Genomic DNA, 22161 nt, shown 5'->3' on the forward strand with positions numbered 1-22161 from the left:
CGCGGGGACCCTGCCGCGTCGCCGCCCGTTGGACGGGTGTGCAGCCGAGCCCCCCGGCCGGGCGACCCCGCCTCCTCCTCGTCGTGCTCGCCGTCGTCCTGCTGACCGGAGGAGCCGTGCTGGCGGTCCGGCAGGGGACGGCGGAGCCCGCGCCGTCGGCCGAGTGCGCGGCGGCGGAGCCGGCGGTGCGGGTCGACCCGGCGGCGGTGCCCGAGGGGCCGGTCGCCGGGTACGCCGGGGAGCAGCTGGCCAACGCGGCGGCGATCGTCAACGCCGCTGCCGACCTGGGTCTGGACACCTGTGCGCAGGTGGTCGGGGTGATGACCGCGATGGGGGAGTCCTCGCTGCGCGTCCTCGACCACGGCGACGCCGCCGGCCCGGACTCCCGGGGGCTGTTCCAGCAGCGCGACAACGGCGCCTGGGGCAGCTACGCCGACCGGATGGACCCCACCACCAGCGCCACCAACTTCTTCCGCGCGCTGCAGGAGGTGCCCGGCTGGCGCGCGCTGCCGCCGACGATCGCCGCGCACCGCACCCAGCGCAACGCCGACCCGTACCACTACCAGCGCTGGTGGGACGACGCCGTCGAGGTGGTCGGCGCGCTGGCCGGGCGGCCGGTGCTCGGCGCGGGCAGCTGACTCACCGCTCGACGAGCACCGCGATCCCGTCGAGCAGCCGGGCCAGCCCGAACTCGAAGGTCCGCTCGGGGGAGTAGCCGCCGAGCTCGTTCCCCGCGACCGGGCCGACCCGCGCCGCGGTGGGGAAGCGCGCCGCGTCGAAGACCCGGTCGACCAGCGGCTCGGTGGCCGCCCACCACTCGTCCTCGGTGAGCCCGCTGTCCCGCTCGGCGGCGTCCTTGTCGTGCAGCCCGCCGACGGTGCCGCGGACGAAGCCGCCGACCACCGTCACCACCAGCTCCATCTCCACCTCCGACAGGCCCAGGCCGTCGACGGCGGCCAGCTCCAGGTCGTAGCGGCGCATCAGGTTCGGCCCCAGGACCGGCCGGCCGGTGCCCACGGAGGCCGCCCAGGGGTGGCGCACGTAGAGGTCCCAGTTGGCCCGGGCGACGGCGGTCAGCCGCGCCCGCCAGTCGCCGGCCGGGGGCTCGGGGTAGAGCTCGCCGAGGACGGCGTCGTGCATGAGGGCCACCAGCTCGCCCTTGCCCGGGACGTGGGTGTAGAGCGTCATCGCGCCGACGCCGAGCTCGGCGGCCAGCCGGCGCACGGTCACCGCGGCCAGTCCCTCGCGGTCGGCCAGCTCGACCGCGGCCGCCACGACCCGGTCGACGTCGAGGCCGGGACGGGGGCCGGGACGGCGGCCGGCGCCGTCCGGGCTCCGCCAGAGCAGGGCCATGGTGCGGGCGGGGTCCCCGCCGGACGTGGACTCCGTCGCCATGGCTGCAGCCTCCCCCATCCGGTTGCACGGCCGTCTCCGTACGGCGTACGGTACTGCCCGGGCAGAATGTCGTACGGTGTACGGAGGTGGCGGGTGGACGCGTCGGTGCGGATCCGGGGACTGGTCAAGAGGTACGGGGGGAGGGCCGTGCTCGACGGGGTGGACCTCGACGTCGGGCCCGGGGAGGTGTGCGCGCTGCTGGGGCCCAACGGCGCGGGCAAGACGACGGCCGTCCGCATCGCCACGACGCTGCTGCGCCCCGACGGCGGCCGGGTCGAGGTCGCCGGTGTCGACGTCGTCGCGAGGCCGCGGGAGGTGCGCCGCCGGATCGGCACGGTCGGCCAGCACCCCACGGTCGACGACGTGCTCGGTGCCCGCGACAACCTGGTGCTCTTCGGCCGGCTGCACCACCTCGACCGGGCCGCCGCCCGCCGGCGCGCCGCCGAGCTGCTCGCACTGGCGGGGCTGCCCGACACCGGTGACCAGCCGGTCCGGGAGTTCTCCGGCGGCATGCGCCGCCGGCTCGACATCGCCGCCGGACTGGTGCTCGAGCCGCGGGTGCTGTTCCTCGACGAGCCGACCACCGGGCTGGACCCGGCCGGCCGGCGGGACGTGTGGGACGCGGTGCGCGGCCTGGTGGCCCGGGGGACGACGGTGCTGCTCACCACCCAGTACCTGGAGGAGGCCGAGCGGCTGGCCGACCGGGTGGCCGTGCTCGACACCGGCCGGGTCGTCGCCACCGGCACCCCGCGGGAGCTGACGGCGGCCATCGGCGGCGACCGGCTGGAGCTGGTCGTCGCCGACCCGGGCCGCGCCGCGGAGGCCGCCGCCCTCGCCGAGCGGGTGGCCGCCGGGCCCCCGCTGCCGGGCGGCCGCGACGAGGGGGCGCGCGTGACGGTGCCGGTGTCGCGGCGGGCCGGCGTCGTCGGCGACGTGGTCCGCGCGCTCGACGGCGCCGGGATCGACGTCGCCGACCTGGTGCTGCGGCCGGCCACGCTCGACGAGGCCTACCTGCGCATCACCGGCCGCGACCGGGCGGCCGAGGAGGTGCCGGCGTGACCGCGGTCGGGGAGGGGACCGCCGGGCGGCTGCGGTGGGCCGTCGCCGACGCGCTCACCGTCGCCGGCCGCGACGTCGCGCACTGGCGGCGGCAGCCCGCGGGCCTGCTCGCGACCCTGCTGTTCCCGGTGCTGCTGATGGTCACCTTCGTGTACCTGCTCGGCGGCGGCATCCCCGTGCCCGGCGGCAGCTACCGCGACTTCATGGTCCCGGGGATGCTCGCGCTGGTCATGCTGTTCGGGCTCGAGGGGACGATGACCGCCGTCGTCACCGACACCCAGCGCGGCGTCACCGACCGGTTCCGCGCGCTGCCCATGGCGCCGTCGGCCGTGGTGACCGGGCGGTGCCTGGCCGACCTCGCGGCCTCGGTCGCCGGGCTCGCCGTCGTCGCGCTCGCCGGGCTCGCCGTGGGCTGGCGCCCGGACCCCGGCCCGGGGCTGCTGGGCGCGGCCGCGCTGCTCCTGCTGCTGCGGGTCGGCTTCCTGTGGGTGGGCATCTGGCTCGGGCTGCTGACCCGCGACCCCGCGCTGGTCACCGCCGTGCAGGTCCTCGTGTGGCCCTTCGCCTTCCTCTCCAACGTCTTCGTCCCGGTCTCCTCGATGCCGGCCTGGCTGGGGACGCTCGCGGAGTGGAACCCGGTGGCGGCCACCGTGACCGCCGTGCGGGAGCTGACCGGCGTCCCCGTCCCCGACGGCGGGTGGGCCACCGGGCACGCCGCGCTGCTCGCCGTCGCCTGGCCGGTGCTGCTCACCGTGGTGTTCGCCGCGCTGGCGGTGCGCCGCTGGCAGGGCCTGTCGCGCTGACCCCGGCCGGTGCGTCCACCGACCGGTGGACGCACCGGCCCACGGAACGGCCGTACCGCCCGCGGCCCCGGGCCGCCAGGCTCGTGCCATGACAGCGATGCAGACGGCGCCCGCCGCGGCAGGGGTGCGCGACGACGACGCGGTCCGCGTGCGCGGGCTGGTCAAGCGCTACGGCGGCCGGACCGTGGTCGACGGCCTCGACCTCGACGTCCGGCGCGGGGAGGTCTTCGCCCTCCTCGGGCCCAACGGCGCGGGCAAGACGACCACCGTCGAGGTCCTCGAGGGGGTCCGCACCCGCGACGGCGGCGAGGTCACCGTCCTGGGCGAGGACCCCGCGCGCGCCGGGCGGGCCTGGCGCGACCGCACCGGCGTCGTCGGGCAGACCACCGGCGCCGGCAACGCGCTCACCGTCCGCGAGACCCTCGACCACTTCGCCCGCTACCACGCCACGCCGGTGCCCACCGCCGAACTGCTCGCCGACGTCGCGCTGGCCGAGTCCGCCGGCACCCGGGTGTCGCGGCTGTCCGGCGGGCAGCGGCGGCGGCTGGAGGTGGCCCTCGGCATCCAGGGCCGGCCGGAGCTGCTGTTCCTCGACGAGCCCACCACCGGCATGGACCCGGTCGCCCGGCGCTCGTTCTGGGGGCTGGTCCGCGGCCTGCGCGCGGCCGGCACCACCGTGCTCCTCACCACCCACTACCTGGACGAGGCCGCCGAGCTCGCCGACCGCGTGGGCGTGCTGGCCGCGGGCCGGCTGGTCGAGGTCGCCCCGCCCGCCGAGCTCGGCGCGGACCTGCGGCGGGTGGCCACCGTGCGCTGGACCGAGGACGGCGCCGTCCGCGAGGTGGTCACCCGCGAGCCGGCGGCCGTGCTGCGCGACCTGCTCGCCGCGCACCCCGCCGGGGAGGTGCCCGGCCTGACCGTCACCCGGCCCGACCTGGAGGAGGTCTACCTCTCCCTGGTCGGCGCCACCGCCACCCCCGAGGGAGAGCCCCGATGACCGCCGTCCTGACCCCGCCCCGCACCCGCCCGGCGCCGCCGTCGGCCGCGGCCATCGGCCTGGCCCGCACGGGGATGGAGCTGCGCCTGTTCGTCCGCGACCCGGCGCAGGTGGTGTTCTCCTTCGCCTACCCGATCGTGATGCTGCTGATCTTCGCGTCCGTGTTCGAGGGCGAGGACCGGCCCGGCGGGGTGCCCTTCGCCCAGTACTTCCTCGCCGGGATCGCGGCCACCGGGATCATGCTGACCAGCTTCCAGGCGGTCGGCACGGCGATCGCCGAGGAGCGCGACCGGGGCGACCTCGCCCGGCTGCAGACGCTCGGCACGCCGGCGCTCGGCTACTTCCTCGGCAAGGCCGGGCAGGTGCTGGTGACGACGGTCCTGCAACTGGCGCTGCTGCTCACCGTGGCCGCGACGGCCTTCGACGTGTCCCTGCCCACCGAGCCCGGCCGCTGGCTGACCTTCGCCTGGGTGGCCGTCGGCGGCGCGGTGGCGGGCACGGTGCTCGGGATCGCGGTCGCCTCGGTCGGCAGCAGCCGGTCGGTCGGCAACGGGATCAGCGCCTTCGCCGTCGTGCTGCAGTTCTTCTCCGGCGTCTTCTTCGTCTTCTCCGAGCTGCCGCCGTGGATGCAGGAGGTGGCCGCGGTCTTCCCGCTCAAGTGGATGGTGCAGGGCATGCGCTCGGTGTTCCTGCCCGACTCGGCCGCCGCGGTGGAGCCGGCCGGCAGCTGGGAGCACGGCACCACTGCCCTGGTGCTGGCCGCATGGGTGATCATCGGGCTCGTGGTCTGTGCCCGCGCCTTCCGCTGGCGCCGCACGGCATGAGCCTGCGGCGCTCCCTGGCCGCCGCCCTCCTCCCCACCTCGGGCGAGGAGGGCGGCGAGCCGCTGTCCGCGCGCGGGTGGCGGGCCACCGTCGTCGGGATGCACGTCATCTCGGCGGTGCTGTGGTCGCTGGCGGTGGTCAGCGTGGTCTCCGGCGAGGTCACCGACGCGGGCGAGCAGGGGCCGGTGCTCGCCGTCCTCGGGGCCCTGGCGCTGTCCTACGTCCTCGCCGGCGGGCCGGCCGTCGGCGGTGGGCACCCGCGCCGGGCCCTGGTCCACCTCGGCGTCGTGGTCGCCTGCTTCGGGCTGCTGGGGTGGCTCGCGCCGGGGCTGCTGTTCCTGCTCTTCCTCGCCTACCCGCAGGTCTGGTTCGTCGTCCAGGGGACGCCGACCGGCGTCGCCTGGACGGTGCTGCTGGCCGTGGCCAGCGCGATCGGGCCGCTGGCGCAGGCGGGGGCGGGGGAGACCACGCTGGAGGTGCTGCGCGAGTCGGTGGTCAGCCTGGCCTTCAGCCTGGCGCTCGGGCTGTGGATCAGCCAGGTGCTGCGGCAGAGCGCCGACCGGGCCTCGCTGATCGCGCAGCTGGAGGCCACCCGGACGGAGCTGGCCACCGCCGAGCGCGAGCGCGGGGTGCTCGCCGAGCGGGAGCGGCTGGCCGGCGAGGTGCACGACACGCTGGCGCAGGGCTACACCTCGATCGTGGTCCAGGCGCAGACGGCGGCGGCGCTGCTGCGCGCCGACCCCGACGCCGCGCTGGAGCGGCTGGCCGTCATCGAGGACGTCGCCCGCGACAACCTGGCCGAGGCACGCGCCGTGGTGGCGGCGTTCCGGCCGGTGGCGCTGGACGGGTCGACCCTGGTGGAGGCGCTGCAGCGGCTGGCCGCCCGGTTCGCCCGCGAGACCGGGCTGCAGGTGCGGGTGGACACCGGGGCGCTCGACGGCGTGCCCGCGCTGCGCACCGACGAGGAGGTCGTGCTGCTGCGCGGCGCCCAGGAGGCGCTGACCAACGTCCGCCGGCACGCCGCGGCCTCGGCGGTGGTGCTGCGGCTGGCGCGGGTGGGCGGGCAGGTGTCGGTGCACGTGGAGGACGACGGGGTGGGCTTCGACCCGTCGGCGGTCACCGTCTCGGGCCTGGAGGGGCTGCGCGGGCGGGTCGCGCAGGTCGGCGGCGAGGTCGACGTCGCCTCCGCGCCGGGCTCGGGCACGCGCGTGACGGTGCGGGTGCCGGGCTCGTGATCAGGGTGCTCGTGGTCGACGACCACCCGGTGGTGCGCGGCGGACTGGTCGGCTGGCTGGCGGCGCAGGAGGACCTCGACGTCGTCGGGGAGGCCGGCGACGGGCTGGAGGCGCTCGCGCAGGTCGCGGCGCTCTCGCCCGACGTCGTCCTCATGGACCTGCGGATGCCGCGCATGGACGGCGTCACCGCGATCGAGAGGCTCGCCGCCGCGCACCCCGCCGTCCGGGTGCTGGTGCTCACCACCTACGACACCGACGCCGACATCGTGCGGGCGGTGGCCGCCGGGGCGACCGGCTACCTGCTCAAGGACGCCCCGCTGCCGCAGCTCGCCGACGCCGTCCGCGCGGCCGCGCGCGGGGAGACGGTGCTCGCCCCGCCGGTGGCCGCCCGGCTGGTGTCGCAGCTGCGCGCGCCCACGGTGGAGGCGCCGACCGCCCGCGAGCTCGAGGTGCTCGCCGGGGTGGCGCGCGGGCTGACCAACGCCGAGATCGGCCGGGAGCTGTTCATCGGCGAGGCGACGGTGAAGACACACCTGCTGCGGGTGTTCGCCAAGCTCGGCGTCGACGACCGCACCCGCGCGGTCATGGTCGCCGTCGAGCGCGGCCTGCTCCCCGGCCCCGGCGCCCGGTAGGTGCCTTTGTAGTGGAGATGGCACCCGACCCCGGCCCGGTGAGTGCCTGTGTTGCGCTGTTGGCACCTCACCCGGCCTCCGGACCCTGGCTGGTCGCTTGTGGGACCGACAGGGTGACCGCATGGCCGGGTTGATCGGTCCCCGCGCGCTGGTCCGGTTGCTGCGGACGGGTGACCTCCGCGCGCGGTGGCGCGCCGCGCGGGACGGGCAGGCCGCCCTGCGCCTGCAGGTCGTCAGCGCAGCCCTCGACGCCGGCCTGCCCGACGCACTGGTGCAGGGGCCCGCGAGCACCGCCGAGTCACTGGGCGGACGTGCACCACCTGGTGCACTGGTGGAAGGACCCCCGCCTCCCCCGCCACTCGCCAGCTCGCGGCGGGCCCCTACGCGAGGGCCGACCACCACGGCTTCCGGGTCGCACGACAACCCGACGGCCGGTGGCGCACCTACCGGCCCGACGGCACCGAGATCACCGCCCTGACGCCGCTGGCACCCGCCGCCTGACCGCTACGGCTCGACCACCCGGCGCTCGGCGGTGAGTTCGCTCGGGGTGTCGCCGGTGTTCACCGTCGCGCTCGGCTCGATCAGCAGCACCTGCGCGCCCTCGGGCGAGTACGGCTGGTGCGGCGTGCCCCGCGGCACCACGTAGAGCTGGCCCGGGCCGAGCGTGACGTCGCCGTCGTCCATGCGGATGGTCAGCGAGCCGGACAGGACGAGGAAGACCTCGTCGGTTCCCGGGTGGCTGTGGCGGGTGAACTCGCCGCGGGTGTGCACGACGCGGACGTCGTAGTCGTTGAGCACCGCGACGGTCCGCGGCGACCACGGCTGGTCGACCGTGGCCAGCACCGCGGCGAGGTCGACCGGGCGGTTCACGGCGTCACGTCCACCGACTCGGGAGCCCTCGCGAGGGCCCGGTCGACGAGGTCGAGCAGTCGCCGGCTGACCTCGGGACGGCGCTCGAGCTGCACCATGTGCCCGACACCGGGGTAGACGGCCAGCTCCGCCAGCGGCAGCGCGTCGGCGATCGCGCGGCTGTGCTCGACCGGGCAGAGCCGGTCGGCGTCGCCCACGGCCACCAGCGCCGGCACCTCCGCGAGCGCCGCCAGCGCCGTCGCGCGGTCGTGGTCGGAGAAGGTGGGCAGGAAGGCGGCCACCGTCTCCGCAGTGCAGGCGCGGTGCACCTCCATCGCCAGCCGGACGTCGGCCGGGTCGGCGGTGCCGCTGAAGATCAGCCTCATGTCCAGCGGGCCGACGGCGCGCGGCCTGCCCGCCTGCTCGGCCCGCACCGCGCGCTCGTTGAGCACCGGCAGCAGCCGCTTGACCACGCGGGCCACGGGCGCCGGCAGCCCGTAGGTGACCGCGTCCAGGCCCCCGCTGCTGGTGCCGACGAAGGCCACCCCAACGACGCGGCTCCCGAACAGGTCGGGCCGCTGCTCGGCCAGCGCCATGAGTTCATGCCGCCCATCGAGTGCCCGGCGACGACGACCGGACCGGCCGGGGCCACCTCCTCGACCACGCGGGCCATGTCGCGCCCGAGGTGCTCGATGGTGGCGCGGTCGCGCGTCGTCGCCCCGGACCGCCCGTGCCCGCGGTGGTCGTAGGTGACCACCCGCAGGTCGGGGCGCGCCTCGAGCAGGTCGCGGACCTGCCCGGCCCACAGCCGCGACGACTGCACGTACCCGTGCGCCAGCACGACGGTGGCGACCGGCTGCTCCGCGCCGAACTCCTCGACGTGCAGCGCGACGCCGTCCTCGGTGGTCACCGTGCGCAGCCGCCCCTCTGGCGGCGGGGGCAGGTCCGGGGTCCCGGCCGGACGGGCGGCGCGGCGGCGGGCGAGGGCCGCACCGGCGGCGAGGGCCACGAGGCCGGCAGCGGCGGCGGTGGACGGGCGCATGGGGACGGACTCCCGGGTGGTCAGGCGTGGACGGGAACGCGCCGGGCGGCGCGCAGCTCGTAGGACTCGGCGTCGAACCGCCGCATGAGGCGCACGAAGGGGAGCGTGTGCGTGGGCCAGAGCGTGAAGTTGCGCCCCTGCGCGTCGCGGTACCAGGACCGGCAGCCGCCGGCGTTCCACACGGTGCCGGTGAGCTCGGCCTGCAGCCGCGCGTTGTAGGCCTCCTGCGCCGACCGCCGCACCTCGAGCGCGTCGGCGCCGGCCTCCCGCACCGCCTGCAGCGCCGCGACGACGTAGCCGATCTGCGCCTCGATCATGATCACCACGGAGTTGTGGCCGAGCACGGTGTTCGGGCCGAGCAGCAGGAACAGGTTGGGGAAGCCCGCCACGGTGGTGCCGCGGTGGGCCTGCACGCCCGAGCGCGCCCACTCCTCGTGCAGCGTGCGTCCCTCGCGGCCGGTCAGCCGGTGGGCCAGCGGGATGTCCATCACCCGGAAGCCGGTGCCGTAGACGACGACGTCGACCTCGTGCTCGGTCCCGTCGGCGGCGACCACCGCGTGCGGGCGCACCTCGGTGACCGGCGAGGCGACCACCCGCACGTTCGGCCGGGTCAGGGCGCGCAGGTAGTCGTCGCTGACGATCACCCGCTTGCAGCCGATGGCGTAGTCCGGGGTGAGCGCGGCGCGCAGCCGCGGGTCGGGCACCTCCTGCTCGAGGAACCGCAGCGCCTGCTTCTCGAACAGGCCGCGCAGCCGCCCACCGCCGATGAACGCGCGCAGCCGGGCCTCGCGGGACCAGTACTGCAGCCCGCGGGCCAGCCGCAGGAAGCCCGGCACCCCGGCGTGCAGCCGGTGCTCGCGGTCGCTGTAGGCGCGGTCGGCCCGTGCGATCACCCACGGTGGGGTGCGCTGGAAGACGACCACCTCCGCCGCCGTCGCCTGCAGCTCGGGCACGAACTGGGCGGCCGAGGCGCCGGTGCCCACGACGGCGACCCGCCTGCCGGCGAGGTCGACCGAGTGGTCCCAGCGGGCGGAGTGGAACGACGGGCCGCGGAAGGTCTCCACGCCCGGCACGTCGGGGAGGTGCGGCTCGACGAGGCCGCCCGCGCCGCTCACGACGACGTCGGCGGTGAGGCTGCCGCGCGAGGTCTCCAGCCGCCACAGCAGGGCGTCGTCGTCCCACTGCCCGGAGACGACGTCGGTGCTGCAGTACAGGTGGGGGAGGACGCCGTGGTCGGCGGCGACCTGCTCGAGGTACTCCCGGATCTCGGCCTGCCGCGAGTAGACGTGCGACCAGTCGCGCTTGGGCGCGAAGGAGAACGAGTAGAGGTGGCTGGGCACGTCGCAGGCGGCGCCCGGATAGGTGTTGTCCCGCCAGGTGCCGCCGAGGCTGTCGGCCCGCTCCAGGACGACGACCTCGTCGATGCCCGCCCGCTTCAGGGCGACGACGGTGCCGATGCCGGAGAACCCGCCGCCGACGACGACCACCCGTGCGTGCGCCGGGAGGGGACCGGCGGCGGTGGCGTGCCGCGACGTCACCGTCGGCGCCTGGGACACGGGACCTCCAGGGGTGGGGCGAGGGGGTGACGAGCCTCGCACGTCTCGCAGCCGGATCCGTGGGTGCCCGGTCCGCGCGCGCCGCGGCCCGTAGGCTGGATCTGCCCGAGCGAGCTTGCGAGCTCGGCGGTAGGCACAGCAGTCCGACGAACGCGGACGACGAGCGAAGCGAGGAAGTACGCGTGAGTCTCACCATCGGGATCGTCGGGCTGCCCAACGTCGGCAAGTCGACGCTGTTCAACGCGCTGACCAAGAACGACGTCCTGGCGGCCAACTACCCCTTCGCCACGATCGAGCCGAACGTCGGCGTCGTCGGCGTCCCCGACGAGCGGCTGGCCAAGCTCGCCGAGCTGTTCTCCTCGCAGAAGGTCGTGCCGGCGACGGTGTCGTTCGTCGACATCGCCGGCATCGTGCGCGGTGCCAGCGAGGGGCAGGGGCTGGGCAACAAGTTCCTCGCCAACATCCGCGAGAGCGACGCGATCTGCCAGGTGATCCGCGTGTTCAGCGACCCCGACGTCGTGCACGTGGAGGGCAAGGTCTCCCCGCGCGACGACATCGAGACGATCAACACCGAGCTCGTCCTCGCCGACCTGCAGACGCTGGAGAAGGCGATCCCGCGGCTGGAGAAGGAGGCGCGCAAGGACAAGGAGCGCGCGGCGCTGCTGTCGGCCGCGCAGGCCGCCGTCGAGGTGCTCAACACCGGGCAGACGCTGTTCGCCGCCGGGGTGGACCCCGCGCCGCTGCGGGAGCTGACGCTGCTGACGACCAAGCCGTTCCTGTACGTCTTCAACGTCGACGCCGACGAGCTGGCCAACGAGTCGCTCATCGCGGAGCTGCGCGCGCTGGTGGCGCCGGCCGAGGCGATCCTGCTCGACGCCAAGACCGAGGCCGAGCTCGTCGAGCTGCCGGCCGAGGAGGCCGCGGAGCTGCTGGAGTCGATCGGGCAGAGCGAGCCGGGCCTCGACCAGCTGGCGAAGGTCGGCTTCCGCACGCTCGGCCTGCAGACCTACCTGACGGCGGGGCCGAAGGAGGCGCGGGCCTGGACCATCCCGGTCGGCGCCACCGCGCCGCAGGCCGCCGGGGTCATCCACACCGACTTCCAGCGCGGCTTCATCAAGGCCGAGGTCGTCTCCTACGACCAGCTGGTGGAGGCCGGCTCGGTGGCGGAGGCGAAGTCCCGCGGCTGGGTGCGCATCGAGGGCAAGGACTACGTCATGGCCGACGGCGACGTCGTGGAGTTCCGCTTCAACGTGTGACAGCCGTCAGTACCAGCCGCCCGGGGGGAGCTGCTCCCCGGCGGCGACCACGGAGTCGAGCCGGTTCCCCTCCTGGGCGAGCGGGCACGACCAGCGCGGGTCGTAGGTGCACGACGGGTGGTAGGCGAAGTTCAGGTCGACCACCAGCGAGCTCGCGTCTCCGCCCAGGTCGGCGCCCTTGATGGTGTCCAGCAGGTAGCGGCCACCGCCGGAGGTCGTCGTCCCGGCGCTGGCGTCGCGCACCGGCAGGAAGACCCCGCCGCCGTACCCGCCCAGCCACCAGACGTCGAGCCGACCGAGGTCGCCCAGGGTGACCCGCCCGATCCGGTCCATCGCCACGACCCCGTCGTCCGCGGTGGGCAGCTGGAGGCGGGCCGGCTCGACGTCGGTGTCCAGCCGCGCGCGGAAGCGCAGTGCGGGGTCGTAGGGCGCCAGGGGGAGACCACCGCGAGCGCGGCCGGCCTCGTCCAGCGGCGAGTCGGGGTGGCCGACGAAGAGGGCGTCGCGGCCGGCGCCCCAGGCCCGCCAGCCCTCCTCGGGGTCGTCGGCCGCCCGCACCCGGGCGTAGAGCTCGGCGACCAGGCGCCGCCAGTCGAGCAGGGTCAGGCTCACGCGGCAGACCCTGCCACGGAACGGAGATGCGACCGCGCCGGCTGTCCGGGTGACCACCTGCTCCGCGTCATGCGATCGGCACCACCGCGTCGTCACCGGTGCACGGGGAACGACAGGGATGTGGAGCACGCGAATGACCAGGGGCCACCAGGACGGGGTCACGTCCGCCGACGGCGGGTGCCGACCGCTGAACCGGCACGAGCAGCTCCGGCGGCTGCTGCGGATGCAGCGTGCGGCCGACGAGCTGGCGACCGCGCAGCTCCTCGAGCGCCGCGCCGACTCCGTCAGCAGCCCGGCGCTGGCCCGCCTGTTGCGGGAGCGTGCCGGTGAGCGACGGGACCGCGGGGAGCGGCTCCTGGCCGGCCCGCCGGACACCGGGTCCGGAGCCGGAGGTCGAGCCGGGGGTGACGCCGCTCCCGCGGAACGCCATCGCCCGTTAGGGTGACGCGGCTCACATCCGCTGCCGGCACCCTCGTCGGCGACGATGACAGGGAGTCCCATGGTGATCACCCGGCTGCGCGGGGCGTTCGTCCTCCTCGCCACCGTCCTCCTCTCGGTCGGCCTCGTGGCGCCGACCGCCTCGGCCGCACCGCCGAGCCGGTCCGACATCGAGTCGCCCGCTCACCGGATCGTCGAGCAGGCGATCGACCCGGGCGACTACGTCTGCGGCCCCACCGCGCTCGACGCCTACTTCGAGGAGCTGCTGGGCCAGCTCACCGAGTCCGACCTGGAGTTCCTGCTCACCACCGAGGCCCTCGACATCCCGACGTACGACGCCCTTCTCTTCGGGACCGCCTCCGACCCCGAGTACGCCCTCGAGGGCCAGGCCCGGCAGCTGCAGAACACCTTCCGCGACCTGCGGCGGTTCTGGGACATCGACTCCTCCGACATCCAGCTGCTCGCCATGCACGGCGACGTCCTCCTCGACGTCGACCGGGTGGCACGGGTGCTGGTCGTGGCCTTCGGGTACACCGAGGCCGACGCCGCCGCGCGCGCTCAGTACATCGCCGACACCGTCGCCTCGGTCCCGGCGTTCCAGGGCGGCGACAACCCGATCTTCACCCTGAACGCCTTCGCCTTCAGTGGCGAAGGGGAGACCGACCCGCTGTTCGCCTCGATCCCCGACAAGATCATCATGGGTGACGGCGTCATCGACTTCCTCGAGGCCATCGGCATCGGCGACGTCGGCCCCCGCCTCGTGCTGGCGCACGAGTTCGCCCACCACATCCAGTTCGAGCTGGGCCTGTTCGACTCGCCGCTGACCGGAGCCGAGGCGACCCGGCGCACCGAGCTGATGGCCGACGCCTACGCCACCTACTACGCCGTCCACGCCCGCGGGCTGGCGCTGAACACCCGCCGGGTGCTGGAGGCCGAGCAGACCTTCTACGAGGTGGGCGACTGCTTCTTCGACGACCCCGGCCACCACGGCACCCCGCAGCAGCGGATGCGCGCCTCCGCCTGGGCGGCCGCCCTGGCCAACGACGCGCGACCGCAGGGGGCGATCCTGTCCGCGGAGGCCTTCGCGGCGCTCTTCGACGCCGAGCTGCCCGAGCTGGTGGCGCCCGACGCGTAGACCGCGGACCGGCAGCCGGCGGACCTGGTGTGGTGCGACCGCGCCACAGCAGGTCCGCCGGGCCGGCTCAGTGCTCCTCGGGGCGACCTGCTGCAGGCGGCGGCGGGCGGAAGGCCGCGATCCCCTCCCGCCAGGCGTCCTCGGTCACGCCGTCGTCCGGCAGCCGGGCATCGAGCTCGAGCACGGTCATCCCGTGGACGAACGCCCACGCCGCCCGCGCGCGCTGGGGGCTGCCCACCGCCCGGAGGAGGGGGGCCGCGGTCCGCGCCTCCAGGCCGGGGGGCATGTCGTCGCGGGGCAGCGGGCGCTGGGTCATCAGCCGGTAGACGTGCGGATGGGCGGCGGCGAACGCGCGGTAGGCGTCGACGAAGGCGCCGAGCGGATCGGCGGCGCCGTCGACGGCGGCCTCGAACCGCTGCGCCGCCTCCTGGAAGCCGTCGACGACGATCGCGGTCTCCAGCGCCGTCTTGTGCGGGACGTGCTTGTAGAGCGACGGCGCCCGGATGCCCAGCTCGTCGGCGATGCGGCGCATCGTCAGCGCCCGGGGGCCCTCGCTCTCCAGCACCTCGCGCGCGGTGGCCACGATCTCCCGGGCGCGCGGGCCGAGCTCACGCACCCGGTGACGTCCGCGAGCCCTCGGCCCGCTCCTTGAGCGCCCGGTCCATGAGCCGGAAGGCGGGCCGGGTGCCGCGGTCGAGCGAGCGGCCGACCAGCGGCACCAGCACACCCCGGAAGACCTCGTCCTGCACGAGGTGGGTACGCCCGCCGGGGCGGGGCTCGAGGCGGAACGAGTGCTCGGCGTCGAGGAGGCCGGGCACCCCCAGCCGGCCGAGCCACCGCAGCCGCTGCCCGCCGACCGCCTCCACCACCGTGGGCCGCAGGGTCATCGCCCGCCCGCCGACCGGTTGCATGCGCAGGGTCAGTCGCGCACCGGCCCGCGCCTCCCCCTCGGCGCGGACGATGAAGGGGTTCCAGTCGGCGTAGGACGGGAACGCGGTCAGGACCTCCCACACCCGCTCGGGCGGGGCGTCGACGTCGATCTCGCTGGTCAGTCGCTTGCTCATGTCGACCTCGCGTTCGGCTAACGGTGTTAGCCGATGGTCGCGCCGGTGCCGCGGCCCGTCAAGGGCCCGGAGGGCCCCACGACCCCGGCTGCCCCCCGGTGTGACAGCCGGGTTGCGCGACGCTCCACGCGGATTGCAGCGGGCCTGCAACGGTCCGGGCACACCGTCGTCGCATGACGTGGACACCAGCACGACGACGCGGACCGGGCGCATGACCGGCACCGTGGCACCGATCGACGCCGGGCGCGGGCGGGGCACTCGCCCGACGGCGCGGCCGGACGAGGACTCCCTCAGGGCCGGCGCGCGGCGCCTGCTCACCGCCTTCGCGCTGCTCACCGCCCTGGCCACCCACCAGCTGCTGGTCCAGGGCGGGCAGACCGACCGCCACTGGGCGTGGACCATCCAGGCCCGGCCGACCGCCGCCTTCCTGGGCGCCGCGTACGCCGCCGGCTTCGTCCTGTCGGTGCTGTCCCTGCGGCAGCGCTCGTGGGAGCGGGTCCGCGTCGCGGTGGGGACGGTCACCGCGTTCACGGTCCTCACCCTGGCCGCGACGTACTGGCACGCGCACCGGCTGCACCTCACCGCCGCGGATCCCGGAGCTCGGGCGGCGGCCTGGGTGTGGGTGGCGGTGTACCTGACGGTGCCGGTGTGCGGCGTCGTGGTCCTCGTCCGGCAGCGGGGGAGCCGGGTACCGGGAGCCGCCCGCCGCACCATGCCGGTCTGGCTGCGGTGGGTGCTCGCCGCGCAGGGCGTGGCGCTCGGCTCGGTCGGCGCCGTCCTCTTCGGCCTGGGCCTGACCCTCCACCACGGGACCCACCCGATGGCGGCGTTCTGGCCCTGGCCCCTGACCCCGCTGAGCGCCCAGGTCGTGGGCGCGTGGCTGATCGCGCTGGGCGTGGGCGCCGGACTGGTGATCCGGGAGCGGGACCTCGGCCGCCTGCGCGTCCCGGCCATCGCCTACGCGGCCTTCGGCGCCTTCCAGTGGGCGGTCGTGCTCCGGTACCAGGACGAGATGCGGGGCGGCCCGGTCCTGTGGGCCTACGGGGCCCTGCTCACCGTGGTCGTCGCCACGGGGGCCCACGGCTGGTGGGCCGTCCGGCGCCGCCCGGCGTGACCGGCCGCCGGTGCAGGTGGGCGGCGCCCACCTGCACCGGCCTCAGCGCGGAATGCTCAGGGGCGACCGGTCGGGGGGCCGTCCGACTTCGCGGGCGGGACCAGCGGGTCGGGCAGGCCGGCGCCGGTCAGGCCGGGGTCGCCCGCGCCACCCACCGGCGGCGGGGTCGCGGCGACGCCGGCGTCCCCGGGCAGGGCGGGGTCGACGTCGACCGTCCCGGTGGACACCGTCGGTGTGGCGATCCCCCCGGAGCCGCCCTGCCCGCCGGAGCGGCCCGAGCCGGACGAGCCACCGGAGCCGGCCGAGCCGCCGGACGAGCCGCCGGACGAGCCGCCCGAGCCGGCCTGGGTCAGCTTGTCGATGCTGCTCTGCAGCGGCGCCGGTGCGGCGTCCCGGGCCTTCTCCAGGGTCTGCTGGACCTCCGGCCGCCCGAGGAGGCCCTGCGTGGCCTGCACGATCTGCCGGTAGCGCTCCTTGCCGGCGCGTGCGCCGAGCACGTACCCGACACCCAAGCCGAGCCCCAACGTCACCTTGCCCATGTCTCCTCCAGCCCTCGCAGCCTGGTCGTGACGGTCCCTGCAGGGATATCGCGCGGGGCCGGTCCGCAAACCGGCTCGTGTCGACCCGGCGATCAGTAGGCGTCGCCGGTCCGCCAGGCCATCTCCTGCAGGGTCAGGGTGTTGCCGTCGGGGTCGGTGATCCCGGCGTACCTGACCCCGCCGCCGACGTCCACGACCTCACCGACCTCGGCGCCGCGGGCCAGGAGGTCGGCGCGGGCGCACTCGATGTCGGGGACCACCAGGTGCAGGCCCCGGATCGAGCCCGGTGCGGCGCCGTAGACCGGCAACCCGGTGCCCAGACCGATCGAGCACGCCGACCCGGGCGGGGTCAGCTGCACCACCCGCACGCCGTCGGCGGGGGAGACGTCGACGTCCTCGACGAAGCCGAGCCGCTCGACGTAGAAGGCCTTGGCCCGGTCGACGTCGGCGACCGGGACGGGCACCAGCTCGAGCTTCATGTCCACGACAGCTCCCCCTCCTCACCGGCGGCGCCGTGCCGCCCGCAGGGGAGACGGTGCCGGAGGACCGGGCTCATCGCTCAGCGGCGGTGGGCGTCGACCACCGTCCGCACCAGGGAGTCGCCGAGGTCCTCGGGATCGCCCTCGAGCAGTCCCGCGTGCCGCAGCGCGGCGACGCCGTGGGTGGCCGTCCAGCACGCCTGCGCCAGGGTGAGCGCGTCGGGCGCGCGCAGGGTCCCGGCGTCGAGGCACTCCTGTGCCGCGGCGACCACCAGGCCGAAGGACCGCTCGCGGCTCTGCGCACGGGTCGCCCGGCCGGGGACGAACCCGGGGATCGCCGGGCCGAACATGACCGAGAAGAACGCCGGCTCGGCGACGGCGAAGCGGCGGTAGGCGCGCGCCAGCGTGACCAGCCGCTCCGGGTCGCCCACCGGCGAGGGGTCGGCCGCCGAGGCCGCCCGGACGGCGTCGCCGAGCCGGCGGAAGCCCTCCGCGTAGAGCGCGTCGGCGAGACCCGGCTTGCCGCCGAAGAGCGTGTACACCAGCTGCGTCGAGCCGCCGGCCGCGGTGGCCAGCCGTCGCAGCGACAACCCGTGCGGTCCCTCCTCGGCCAGCATCCGCGCGGCGATCTCGACCACCCGGGTGCGGCGGTCGTCGTCCGGCGGCTCGGGCCAGGAGCCGGCGGACAGGGAGCCGGATGACAGTGTCATGACACTGTTATACCGTCTCCGTCATGCCCTCCGTCATGCCCTCCGTCATCGACACCGACTACCTCGTCGTCGGCAGCGGCGCCACGGGGCTGGCGTTCGCCGACACGCTGCTCGACGAGACCGACGCGCACGTCACGATCGTCGACCGGCACGGCAAGCCCGGCGGCCACTGGAACGACGCCTACCCCTTCGTCACGCTGCACCAGCCCTCGGCCTTCTACGGCGTCAACTCCACGGAGCTGGGCACCGGCCGCAAGGACACCACCGGCCTCAACCGGGGGCTGTACGAGCTCGCCTCGGGTCCGGAGATCAGCGGCTACTACGACCGGCTCGTGAGCAGCCGCCTCGTCCCGAGCGGGCGGGTCTCCTACCACCCGATGTGCGAGTACGAGGGGGAGGGCCGCTTCCGGTCGCTGCTGTCCGGCGCCGTCACGCAGGTGCAGGTGCGACGCAGGGTCGTCGACGCCACCTACAACAGCCCGTCGGTCCCCTCGACCCACACGCCGTCGTTCGCCGTCGCACCCGGGGTGCACCTGGTGCCGCCGAACGCGCTGCCGGGCCTGTGGAGCCGGCAGCAGCCGCCCCCCAGTCGCTTCACCGTGCTGGGCGCCGGCAAGACCGCCATGGACACCTGCGTCTGGCTGGTCCAGGCCGGGGCCGACCCGGACGCGATCACCTGGGTCGTGCCCCGCGACTCGTGGCTGATCAACCGGGTGACCACCCAGCCCGCGCCGGAGTTCTTCGACGAGGTCATCGGCGGGCAGGCCGACCAGATGGCCGCCTTCGCCGAGGCCACCTCCACCGAGGACCTGTTCCTGCGGCTGGAGGCCTGCGGTGCGCTGACCCGCGTCGACCGCGAGCGCACACCCGGCATGTTCCACCTGGCCACGGTGGCGCCCGGCGAGGTGGAGGTGCTGCGCCGGATCCGCGACGTCGTCCGGCTCGGCCGGGTCCGCGCGCTGGAGGCCGGCCGGATGGTCCTCGACGACGGCGAGGTCGCCGTGCCGCCGGACACCCTGTTCGTCGACTGCACCGCCTCGGCCGTCCGGCGCCGCCCGGTGCAGCCGGTCTTCCAGGGCGACCGCATCGTGCTGCAGATGGTGCGGCTGCCCCAGCCGGCCTTCAGCGCCGCGCTGATCGCCTGGGTCGAGGCGCACCGCGACGACGAGGAGGAGAAGAACCGGCTCTGCGGACCGGTGGCGTTCCCGCACAACCTCGACGACTACGCCGGCGCGACGATGACCACGATGTGGAACCAGTTCCACTGGTCGCAGGACCGCGAACTGCGCCGGTGGATCCGCCACAGCCGCCTCGACGGGTTCGGCCGGCTGGTCGCCGGCGTCGACCGGGACGACGAGCACCGGCAGGCGGTCCTCGCCCGCTACCGCGAGCAGGCGGTGGCCGCCATGGGGAACCTGCCCCGGCTGGCCGGCGTCGCGGCGAGCTGACCGGGGCGGCGGTCCGATCTGGCCCTCCGCCGCGGGCCGCCGCTAGGGTCGGCCGCGCCCGGCGATCCGCTGGCAGACGAGGCGACGATGACAGGTGCAGCGCACGTCCGCGTCTCGGTCCTGGGTCCGCTCCAGGTCGAGGACGGCGAGGGGCCGCTCGCCGTCGGCGGGCACAAGCCGCGCACCCTGCTGGCCGTCCTCCTCGTCGCCCGCGGCGACGTCGTCGCCGCCGACCGCCTGGTCGCCGCGGTGTGGGGGGACAGCCCACCCGACGGCGCCCTGACCGCCCTGCGGGCCTACGTCTCCCGGCTGCGGGGTGTCCTCGGGTCCGCCGCCCCGCTGCGGCACCGCCCGCCCGGGTACTGCCTGTCGCTCGAGGCCGCGACCCTGGACGCCGCCGAGTTCGAGGAGCGGGTCCGCAGCGCCCGGTCCGCCGCCGCCGCGGGGGACCACGGGCGGGCGCTGGCCGACCTCGACGCCGGGCTGGCCCTGTGGCGGGGCGACGCGCTGGCCGAGTTCGCCGACGAGGAGTTCGCCGTGGCCGAGGTGGCCCGGCTGACCGAGCTGCGCCGGGGCGCCGTCGCCGACCGGGCCGACGCGCTGGTCGAGCTCGGCCGGGCGGCCGAGGCGGTGCCCGAGCTCGAGGTGCTGGTGCGCGCGCACCCCTCCTGGGAGCGGCCCGCGGTCGCCCTCATGCGCGCCCGGTACGCGACCGGACGCCAGGCGGACGCGCTCGCCGTCTACCACGAGCTGCGGGCCCGCCTCGCCGACGAGCTGGGAGTGGAGCCCGCCGCGCCCGCGCAGGAGCTCTACCGGCGGATCCTGGTCCACGACCCCGCCCTCGCCGCGACGCCGTCGCCGGGCAACCTCCCGCGGCGGGCGAGCGGTTTCGTCGGGCGGGAGCGGGAGGTCGAGCGGGTGCTGGCCGCGCTGCGCGCCGGGCCGCTGGTCACCCTGACCGGCGTCGGCGGAGCGGGGAAGTCCCGGCTGGCGGTGGAGGTCGCGGCCCGGGACCGGTCCCGCTTCCCCGACGGGGCGTGGCTGTGCGAGCTCGCCGCCCTCCCCGACGGCAGCCCGGTGGGCGACGCGGTCTCCGCCGCGCTCGGCATCCGGCAGCGGTCGGGGCTGTCCATCGAGCAGACCGTGCTGGAGTACCTGCGCGGACGCGCGCTGCTGCTGGTCGTGGACAACTGCGAGCACGTGCTGGCGCCCGCGGCGGCGCTGGTCGCCGAGATCGTGCAGCACTGTCCCGGGGTGGTGGTCCTCGCGACCAGCCGGGAGCCCCTCGCCGTCGAGGGCGAGCAGGTGTGGCCCGTGCCCCCGCTGCCGCCGGCGGACGCCACGGCGCTGTTCGTCCAGCGGGCCCGGGCGGCGACGCCGGACTTCCGCCTCGACCCCGCCACCGCCGACGCCGTCGCGACCATCTGCGCCCGGCTCGACGGGCTGCCGCTGGGCATCGAGCTGGCCGCGGCCCGGATGCGGGTGATGAGCCCGGGGGAGGTGGCCCGCCGGCTCGAGGACGCCCCGCTGCTGGGCGGCGGGCGCGGGCCCGTGCCGCGCCACCAGAGCCTCGTCGCCGCGGTCGAGTGGTCCTACCGGCTGCTGTCGGAGCCGGAGCAGCGGCTCTTCCGCGGCATGTCGGTGTTCGCGGGCGGAGCCGACCTCCGCGCGGTGCACGGCGTCGTCGACCCCGAGGCGACCGAGGACGACGTCCTCGACCGGCTGACCCGGCTCGTGGACCGCTCCATGGTGGAGGTCCGCAGCGGCGTCCACAGCCGCTACCGCCTGCTGGAGACGCTGCGTGCCTACGGCCGGGCGCGCACCGACGCCGCCGGGGAGGCGCGGGACCTCGCCCGCAGGCACGTCGGCTACCACGTGGACCTCGCCGAGCGGGCGGGACGGGGACTGCAGGGGCCCGACGAGCGGGCGTGGGCGGCGGACGCCCTCGGCGTCTACGACGACCTGCGCGCCGCCTTCACGCGGGCCGCGGCCGACGGTGCGTGGGACGCGGCGCTGCGGCTGGTGGCGGCCGTGCCGGAGCTGGTGCACCTGCGGGTCGGCTACGAGGCCTACGCGTGGGCCGAGCAGCTGCTGCCCGTGGTCGACCCCGCCCACCCCGCCTACCCGGCCGCCGTCGGTGCCGCCGCCCGGGGTGCGTGGAACCGCGGCGACTTCCCCAGGGCCGTCGCGACCGCGCGCCTGGCCGGCGACCGGGTGCCCCCGGCCGGGACCGCGCGCATCGCCCACCCCGGTGACGTGCTCGCCGACGTGGCGCTCTACCAGGGCGACGTCGGGACCGCGCTGGCGCACTACACGGCCGAGGCCGGACGCGCCCGCGCCGAGGGCGACCGCATCCGCCTGGTGTGGACGCTCTACTACGTCGCCGTCTGCCACGCGGTGGACCGCCGGCCGGAGCGGGGACTGGCCGCCGCGCAGGAGAGCCTCGAGGTCGCGGAGGCGACGGCCAACCCGACGGCGCAGTCGATGGCGCGCTACGCGCTGGGGCTGGTGCTCAAGAAGTCCGACCCCGACCGTGCCCTGGTCCTCTTCGACCGGGCGGAGGAGCTGGCCGCGGCCGTGCGCAACTTCTGGTGGCAGGGCATCGCGATGATGGAGGCGGCGGCCACCCGCGCGGTGCACGGCGACCCGGTGGTGGCCGCGCGGGCGCTCGACGCCGTCCTCGCGCACTGGGACCGGGTCGGGGACGCCACGCAGCAGTGGCTGAACCTGCGCTACGTCGCCCGGCTGCTGCAGCGGGTCGACGCGACGGAGGACGCCGCGGTCCTGCACGGGTTCCTCCTCGCCGCGGGCAAGCCGTCGCCGATGGGCCCGCCCGGCCCGGCGGCGCCCGTCGTCGCCGACGTGCGTGCGGTCGAGGCCGCCGCCGTCGCGCACGCCCGCGCCGCCCTCGGCCGGGTCGTGGCCGGGCCGGTCCCCTCCGGGCGTGCCTGACCCTGCATGCGGGGTGCAGCCG

At 76.0% G+C, this 22161-nt stretch carries 23 protein-coding genes; 12 read left to right on the forward strand and 11 right to left on the reverse strand.

All coding sequences use genetic code 11. The annotated features are described in order from the left end of the window. Positions 1 to 83: 83 nt before the first annotated feature. Positions 84 to 638 carry a hypothetical protein gene (locus CHC04_RS13740; protein WP_141233806.1) on the forward strand — a complete coding sequence of 185 codons (555 nt, stop codon included), beginning with the start codon at positions 84 to 86 and terminating at the stop codon, positions 636 to 638. A 1-nt stretch (position 639) separates the two neighbouring features. Here CHC04_RS13740 and CHC04_RS13745 read toward each other — a convergent pair whose 3' ends face one another. Then, positions 640 to 1395 (reverse strand): TetR/AcrR family transcriptional regulator, encoded by a 756-nt coding sequence (locus CHC04_RS13745; protein WP_089404528.1) that lies wholly within the window; start codon positions 1393 to 1395, stop codon positions 640 to 642. Between the two features lie 93 nt (positions 1396 to 1488). Between CHC04_RS13745 and CHC04_RS13750 the strand changes: the two genes are divergently transcribed. From CHC04_RS13750 to CHC04_RS13775, 6 genes are all read left to right on the forward strand, one after another. Further along, positions 1489 to 2454 (forward strand): ABC transporter ATP-binding protein, encoded by a 966-nt coding sequence (locus CHC04_RS13750; protein ID WP_089404529.1) that lies wholly within the window; start codon positions 1489 to 1491, stop codon positions 2452 to 2454. Then, complete coding sequence (locus CHC04_RS13755; protein ID WP_176450004.1) at positions 2451 to 3257, forward strand: ABC transporter permease; 807 nt, start codon at positions 2451 to 2453, stop codon at positions 3255 to 3257. The genes CHC04_RS13750 and CHC04_RS13755 overlap by 4 nt, the downstream gene beginning before the upstream one ends. Before the next feature lie 88 nt (positions 3258 to 3345). Further along, positions 3346 to 4254 carry an ABC transporter ATP-binding protein gene (locus CHC04_RS13760; protein WP_245817190.1) on the forward strand — a complete coding sequence of 303 codons (909 nt, stop codon included), beginning with the start codon at positions 3346 to 3348 and terminating at the stop codon, positions 4252 to 4254. After that, positions 4251 to 5078: an ABC transporter permease gene (locus CHC04_RS13765; protein ID WP_089404531.1), complete on the forward strand. Its 828-nt coding sequence runs from the start codon at positions 4251 to 4253 to the stop codon at positions 5076 to 5078. The genes CHC04_RS13760 and CHC04_RS13765 overlap by 4 nt, the downstream gene beginning before the upstream one ends. Further along, positions 5075 to 6313, forward strand: a complete 1239-nt coding sequence (locus tag CHC04_RS13770; protein ID WP_089404532.1) for a sensor histidine kinase — start codon at positions 5075 to 5077, stop codon at positions 6311 to 6313. Before CHC04_RS13765 ends, CHC04_RS13770 begins: the two co-directional genes overlap by 4 nt. Further along, the gene (locus CHC04_RS13775) at positions 6310 to 6945 is read left to right on the forward strand and encodes a response regulator (protein ID WP_089404533.1); all 636 of its coding nucleotides are present in this window, start codon (positions 6310 to 6312) and stop codon (positions 6943 to 6945) included. Before CHC04_RS13770 ends, CHC04_RS13775 begins: the two co-directional genes overlap by 4 nt. Positions 6946 to 7449: 504 nt before the next feature. Here the strand turns inward: CHC04_RS13775 and CHC04_RS13780 are convergent. From CHC04_RS13780 to CHC04_RS13795, 4 genes are read right to left on the reverse strand one after another with little or no spacing between them, the layout of a single operon-like run. Continuing rightward, entirely contained in the window at positions 7450 to 7815 is a 366-nt protein-coding gene (locus tag CHC04_RS13780; RefSeq protein ID WP_089404534.1) for a cupin domain-containing protein, read from the reverse strand. Continuing rightward, entirely contained in the window at positions 7812 to 8180 is a 369-nt protein-coding gene (locus tag CHC04_RS25550; protein ID WP_425432457.1) for an alpha/beta fold hydrolase, read from the reverse strand. Before CHC04_RS25550 ends, CHC04_RS13780 begins: the two co-directional genes overlap by 4 nt. Further along, positions 8177 to 8836, reverse strand: coding sequence for an alpha/beta hydrolase (locus CHC04_RS25555; RefSeq protein ID WP_089404536.1), 660 nt, complete (start codon positions 8834 to 8836; stop codon positions 8177 to 8179). The genes CHC04_RS25550 and CHC04_RS25555 overlap by 4 nt, the downstream gene beginning before the upstream one ends. A gap of 20 nt (positions 8837 to 8856) precedes the next feature. Further along, the gene (locus CHC04_RS13795; protein ID WP_217897359.1) at positions 8857 to 10392 is read right to left on the reverse strand and encodes a flavin-containing monooxygenase; all 1536 of its coding nucleotides are present in this window, start codon (positions 10390 to 10392) and stop codon (positions 8857 to 8859) included. A gap of 182 nt (positions 10393 to 10574) precedes the next feature. Here CHC04_RS13795 and ychF point away from each other — a divergent pair, with 182 nt between their 5' ends. Next, entirely contained in the window at positions 10575 to 11648 is a 1074-nt protein-coding gene (gene ychF / locus CHC04_RS13800) for a redox-regulated ATPase YchF (RefSeq protein WP_089404537.1), read from the forward strand. A 6-nt stretch (positions 11649 to 11654) separates the two neighbouring features. Here the strand turns inward: ychF and CHC04_RS24595 are convergent, their stop codons facing one another. Continuing rightward, entirely contained in the window at positions 11655 to 12260 is a 606-nt protein-coding gene (locus tag CHC04_RS24595; RefSeq protein WP_217897360.1) for a DUF1684 domain-containing protein, read from the reverse strand. Between the two features lie 484 nt (positions 12261 to 12744). On the opposite strand from CHC04_RS24595, the gene CHC04_RS13810 reads away from it, so the two are divergent. Beyond that, entirely contained in the window at positions 12745 to 13833 is a 1089-nt protein-coding gene (locus CHC04_RS13810; protein ID WP_176449999.1) for a neutral zinc metallopeptidase, read from the forward strand. 67 nt (positions 13834 to 13900) lie between these two features. On the opposite strand, the gene CHC04_RS13815 is transcribed toward CHC04_RS13810, so the two are convergent. Both CHC04_RS13815 and CHC04_RS13820 read right to left on the reverse strand, forming a co-directional pair. Further along, positions 13901 to 14449, reverse strand: a complete 549-nt coding sequence (locus CHC04_RS13815; RefSeq protein WP_217897361.1) for a TetR/AcrR family transcriptional regulator — start codon at positions 14447 to 14449, stop codon at positions 13901 to 13903. Next, on the reverse strand, positions 14442 to 14897 hold the full coding sequence (locus tag CHC04_RS13820) for an SRPBCC domain-containing protein (RefSeq protein WP_089404540.1): 456 nt from the start codon (positions 14895 to 14897) through the stop codon (positions 14442 to 14444). Before CHC04_RS13820 ends, CHC04_RS13815 begins: the two co-directional genes overlap by 8 nt. A gap of 211 nt (positions 14898 to 15108) precedes the next feature. On the opposite strand from CHC04_RS13820, the gene CHC04_RS13825 reads away from it, so the two are divergent. Further along, entirely contained in the window at positions 15109 to 16011 is a 903-nt protein-coding gene (locus CHC04_RS13825; protein WP_089404541.1) for a hypothetical protein, read from the forward strand. Between the two features lie 56 nt (positions 16012 to 16067). Here CHC04_RS13825 and CHC04_RS24205 read toward each other — a convergent pair whose 3' ends face one another. The 3 genes from CHC04_RS24205 to CHC04_RS13840 all read right to left on the reverse strand — a co-directional run bounded on the left by CHC04_RS24205 (position 16068) and on the right by CHC04_RS13840 (position 17739). Next, complete coding sequence (locus tag CHC04_RS24205) at positions 16068 to 16550, reverse strand: hypothetical protein (RefSeq protein ID WP_089404542.1); 483 nt, start codon at positions 16548 to 16550, stop codon at positions 16068 to 16070. Positions 16551 to 16642: 92 nt separating this feature from the next. After that, positions 16643 to 17029 (reverse strand): VOC family protein, encoded by a 387-nt coding sequence (locus CHC04_RS13835; protein WP_176450025.1) that lies wholly within the window; start codon positions 17027 to 17029, stop codon positions 16643 to 16645. A gap of 80 nt (positions 17030 to 17109) precedes the next feature. After that, a complete protein-coding gene (locus CHC04_RS13840) occupies positions 17110 to 17739 on the reverse strand; it encodes a TetR/AcrR family transcriptional regulator (protein WP_089404544.1) in 630 nt (209 codons plus the stop codon). A 23-nt stretch (positions 17740 to 17762) separates the two neighbouring features. Between CHC04_RS13840 and CHC04_RS13845 the strand changes: the two genes are divergently transcribed. Together CHC04_RS13845 and CHC04_RS13850 are read left to right on the forward strand one after the other, a co-directional pair. Next, complete coding sequence (locus CHC04_RS13845) at positions 17763 to 19187, forward strand: NAD(P)-binding protein (RefSeq protein ID WP_217897362.1); 1425 nt, start codon at positions 17763 to 17765, stop codon at positions 19185 to 19187. An 87-nt stretch (positions 19188 to 19274) separates the two neighbouring features. After that, positions 19275 to 22139 carry an AfsR/SARP family transcriptional regulator gene (locus CHC04_RS13850; protein ID WP_089404545.1) on the forward strand — a complete coding sequence of 955 codons (2865 nt, stop codon included), beginning with the start codon at positions 19275 to 19277 and terminating at the stop codon, positions 22137 to 22139. Positions 22140 to 22161: the final 22 nt, after the last annotated feature.

Origin of the sequence: Geodermatophilus saharensis (genome assembly GCF_900188205.1) — a bacterium.
In the GTDB taxonomy this organism is placed as follows: Bacteria; Actinomycetota; Actinomycetes; order Mycobacteriales; family Geodermatophilaceae; genus Geodermatophilus; species Geodermatophilus saharensis.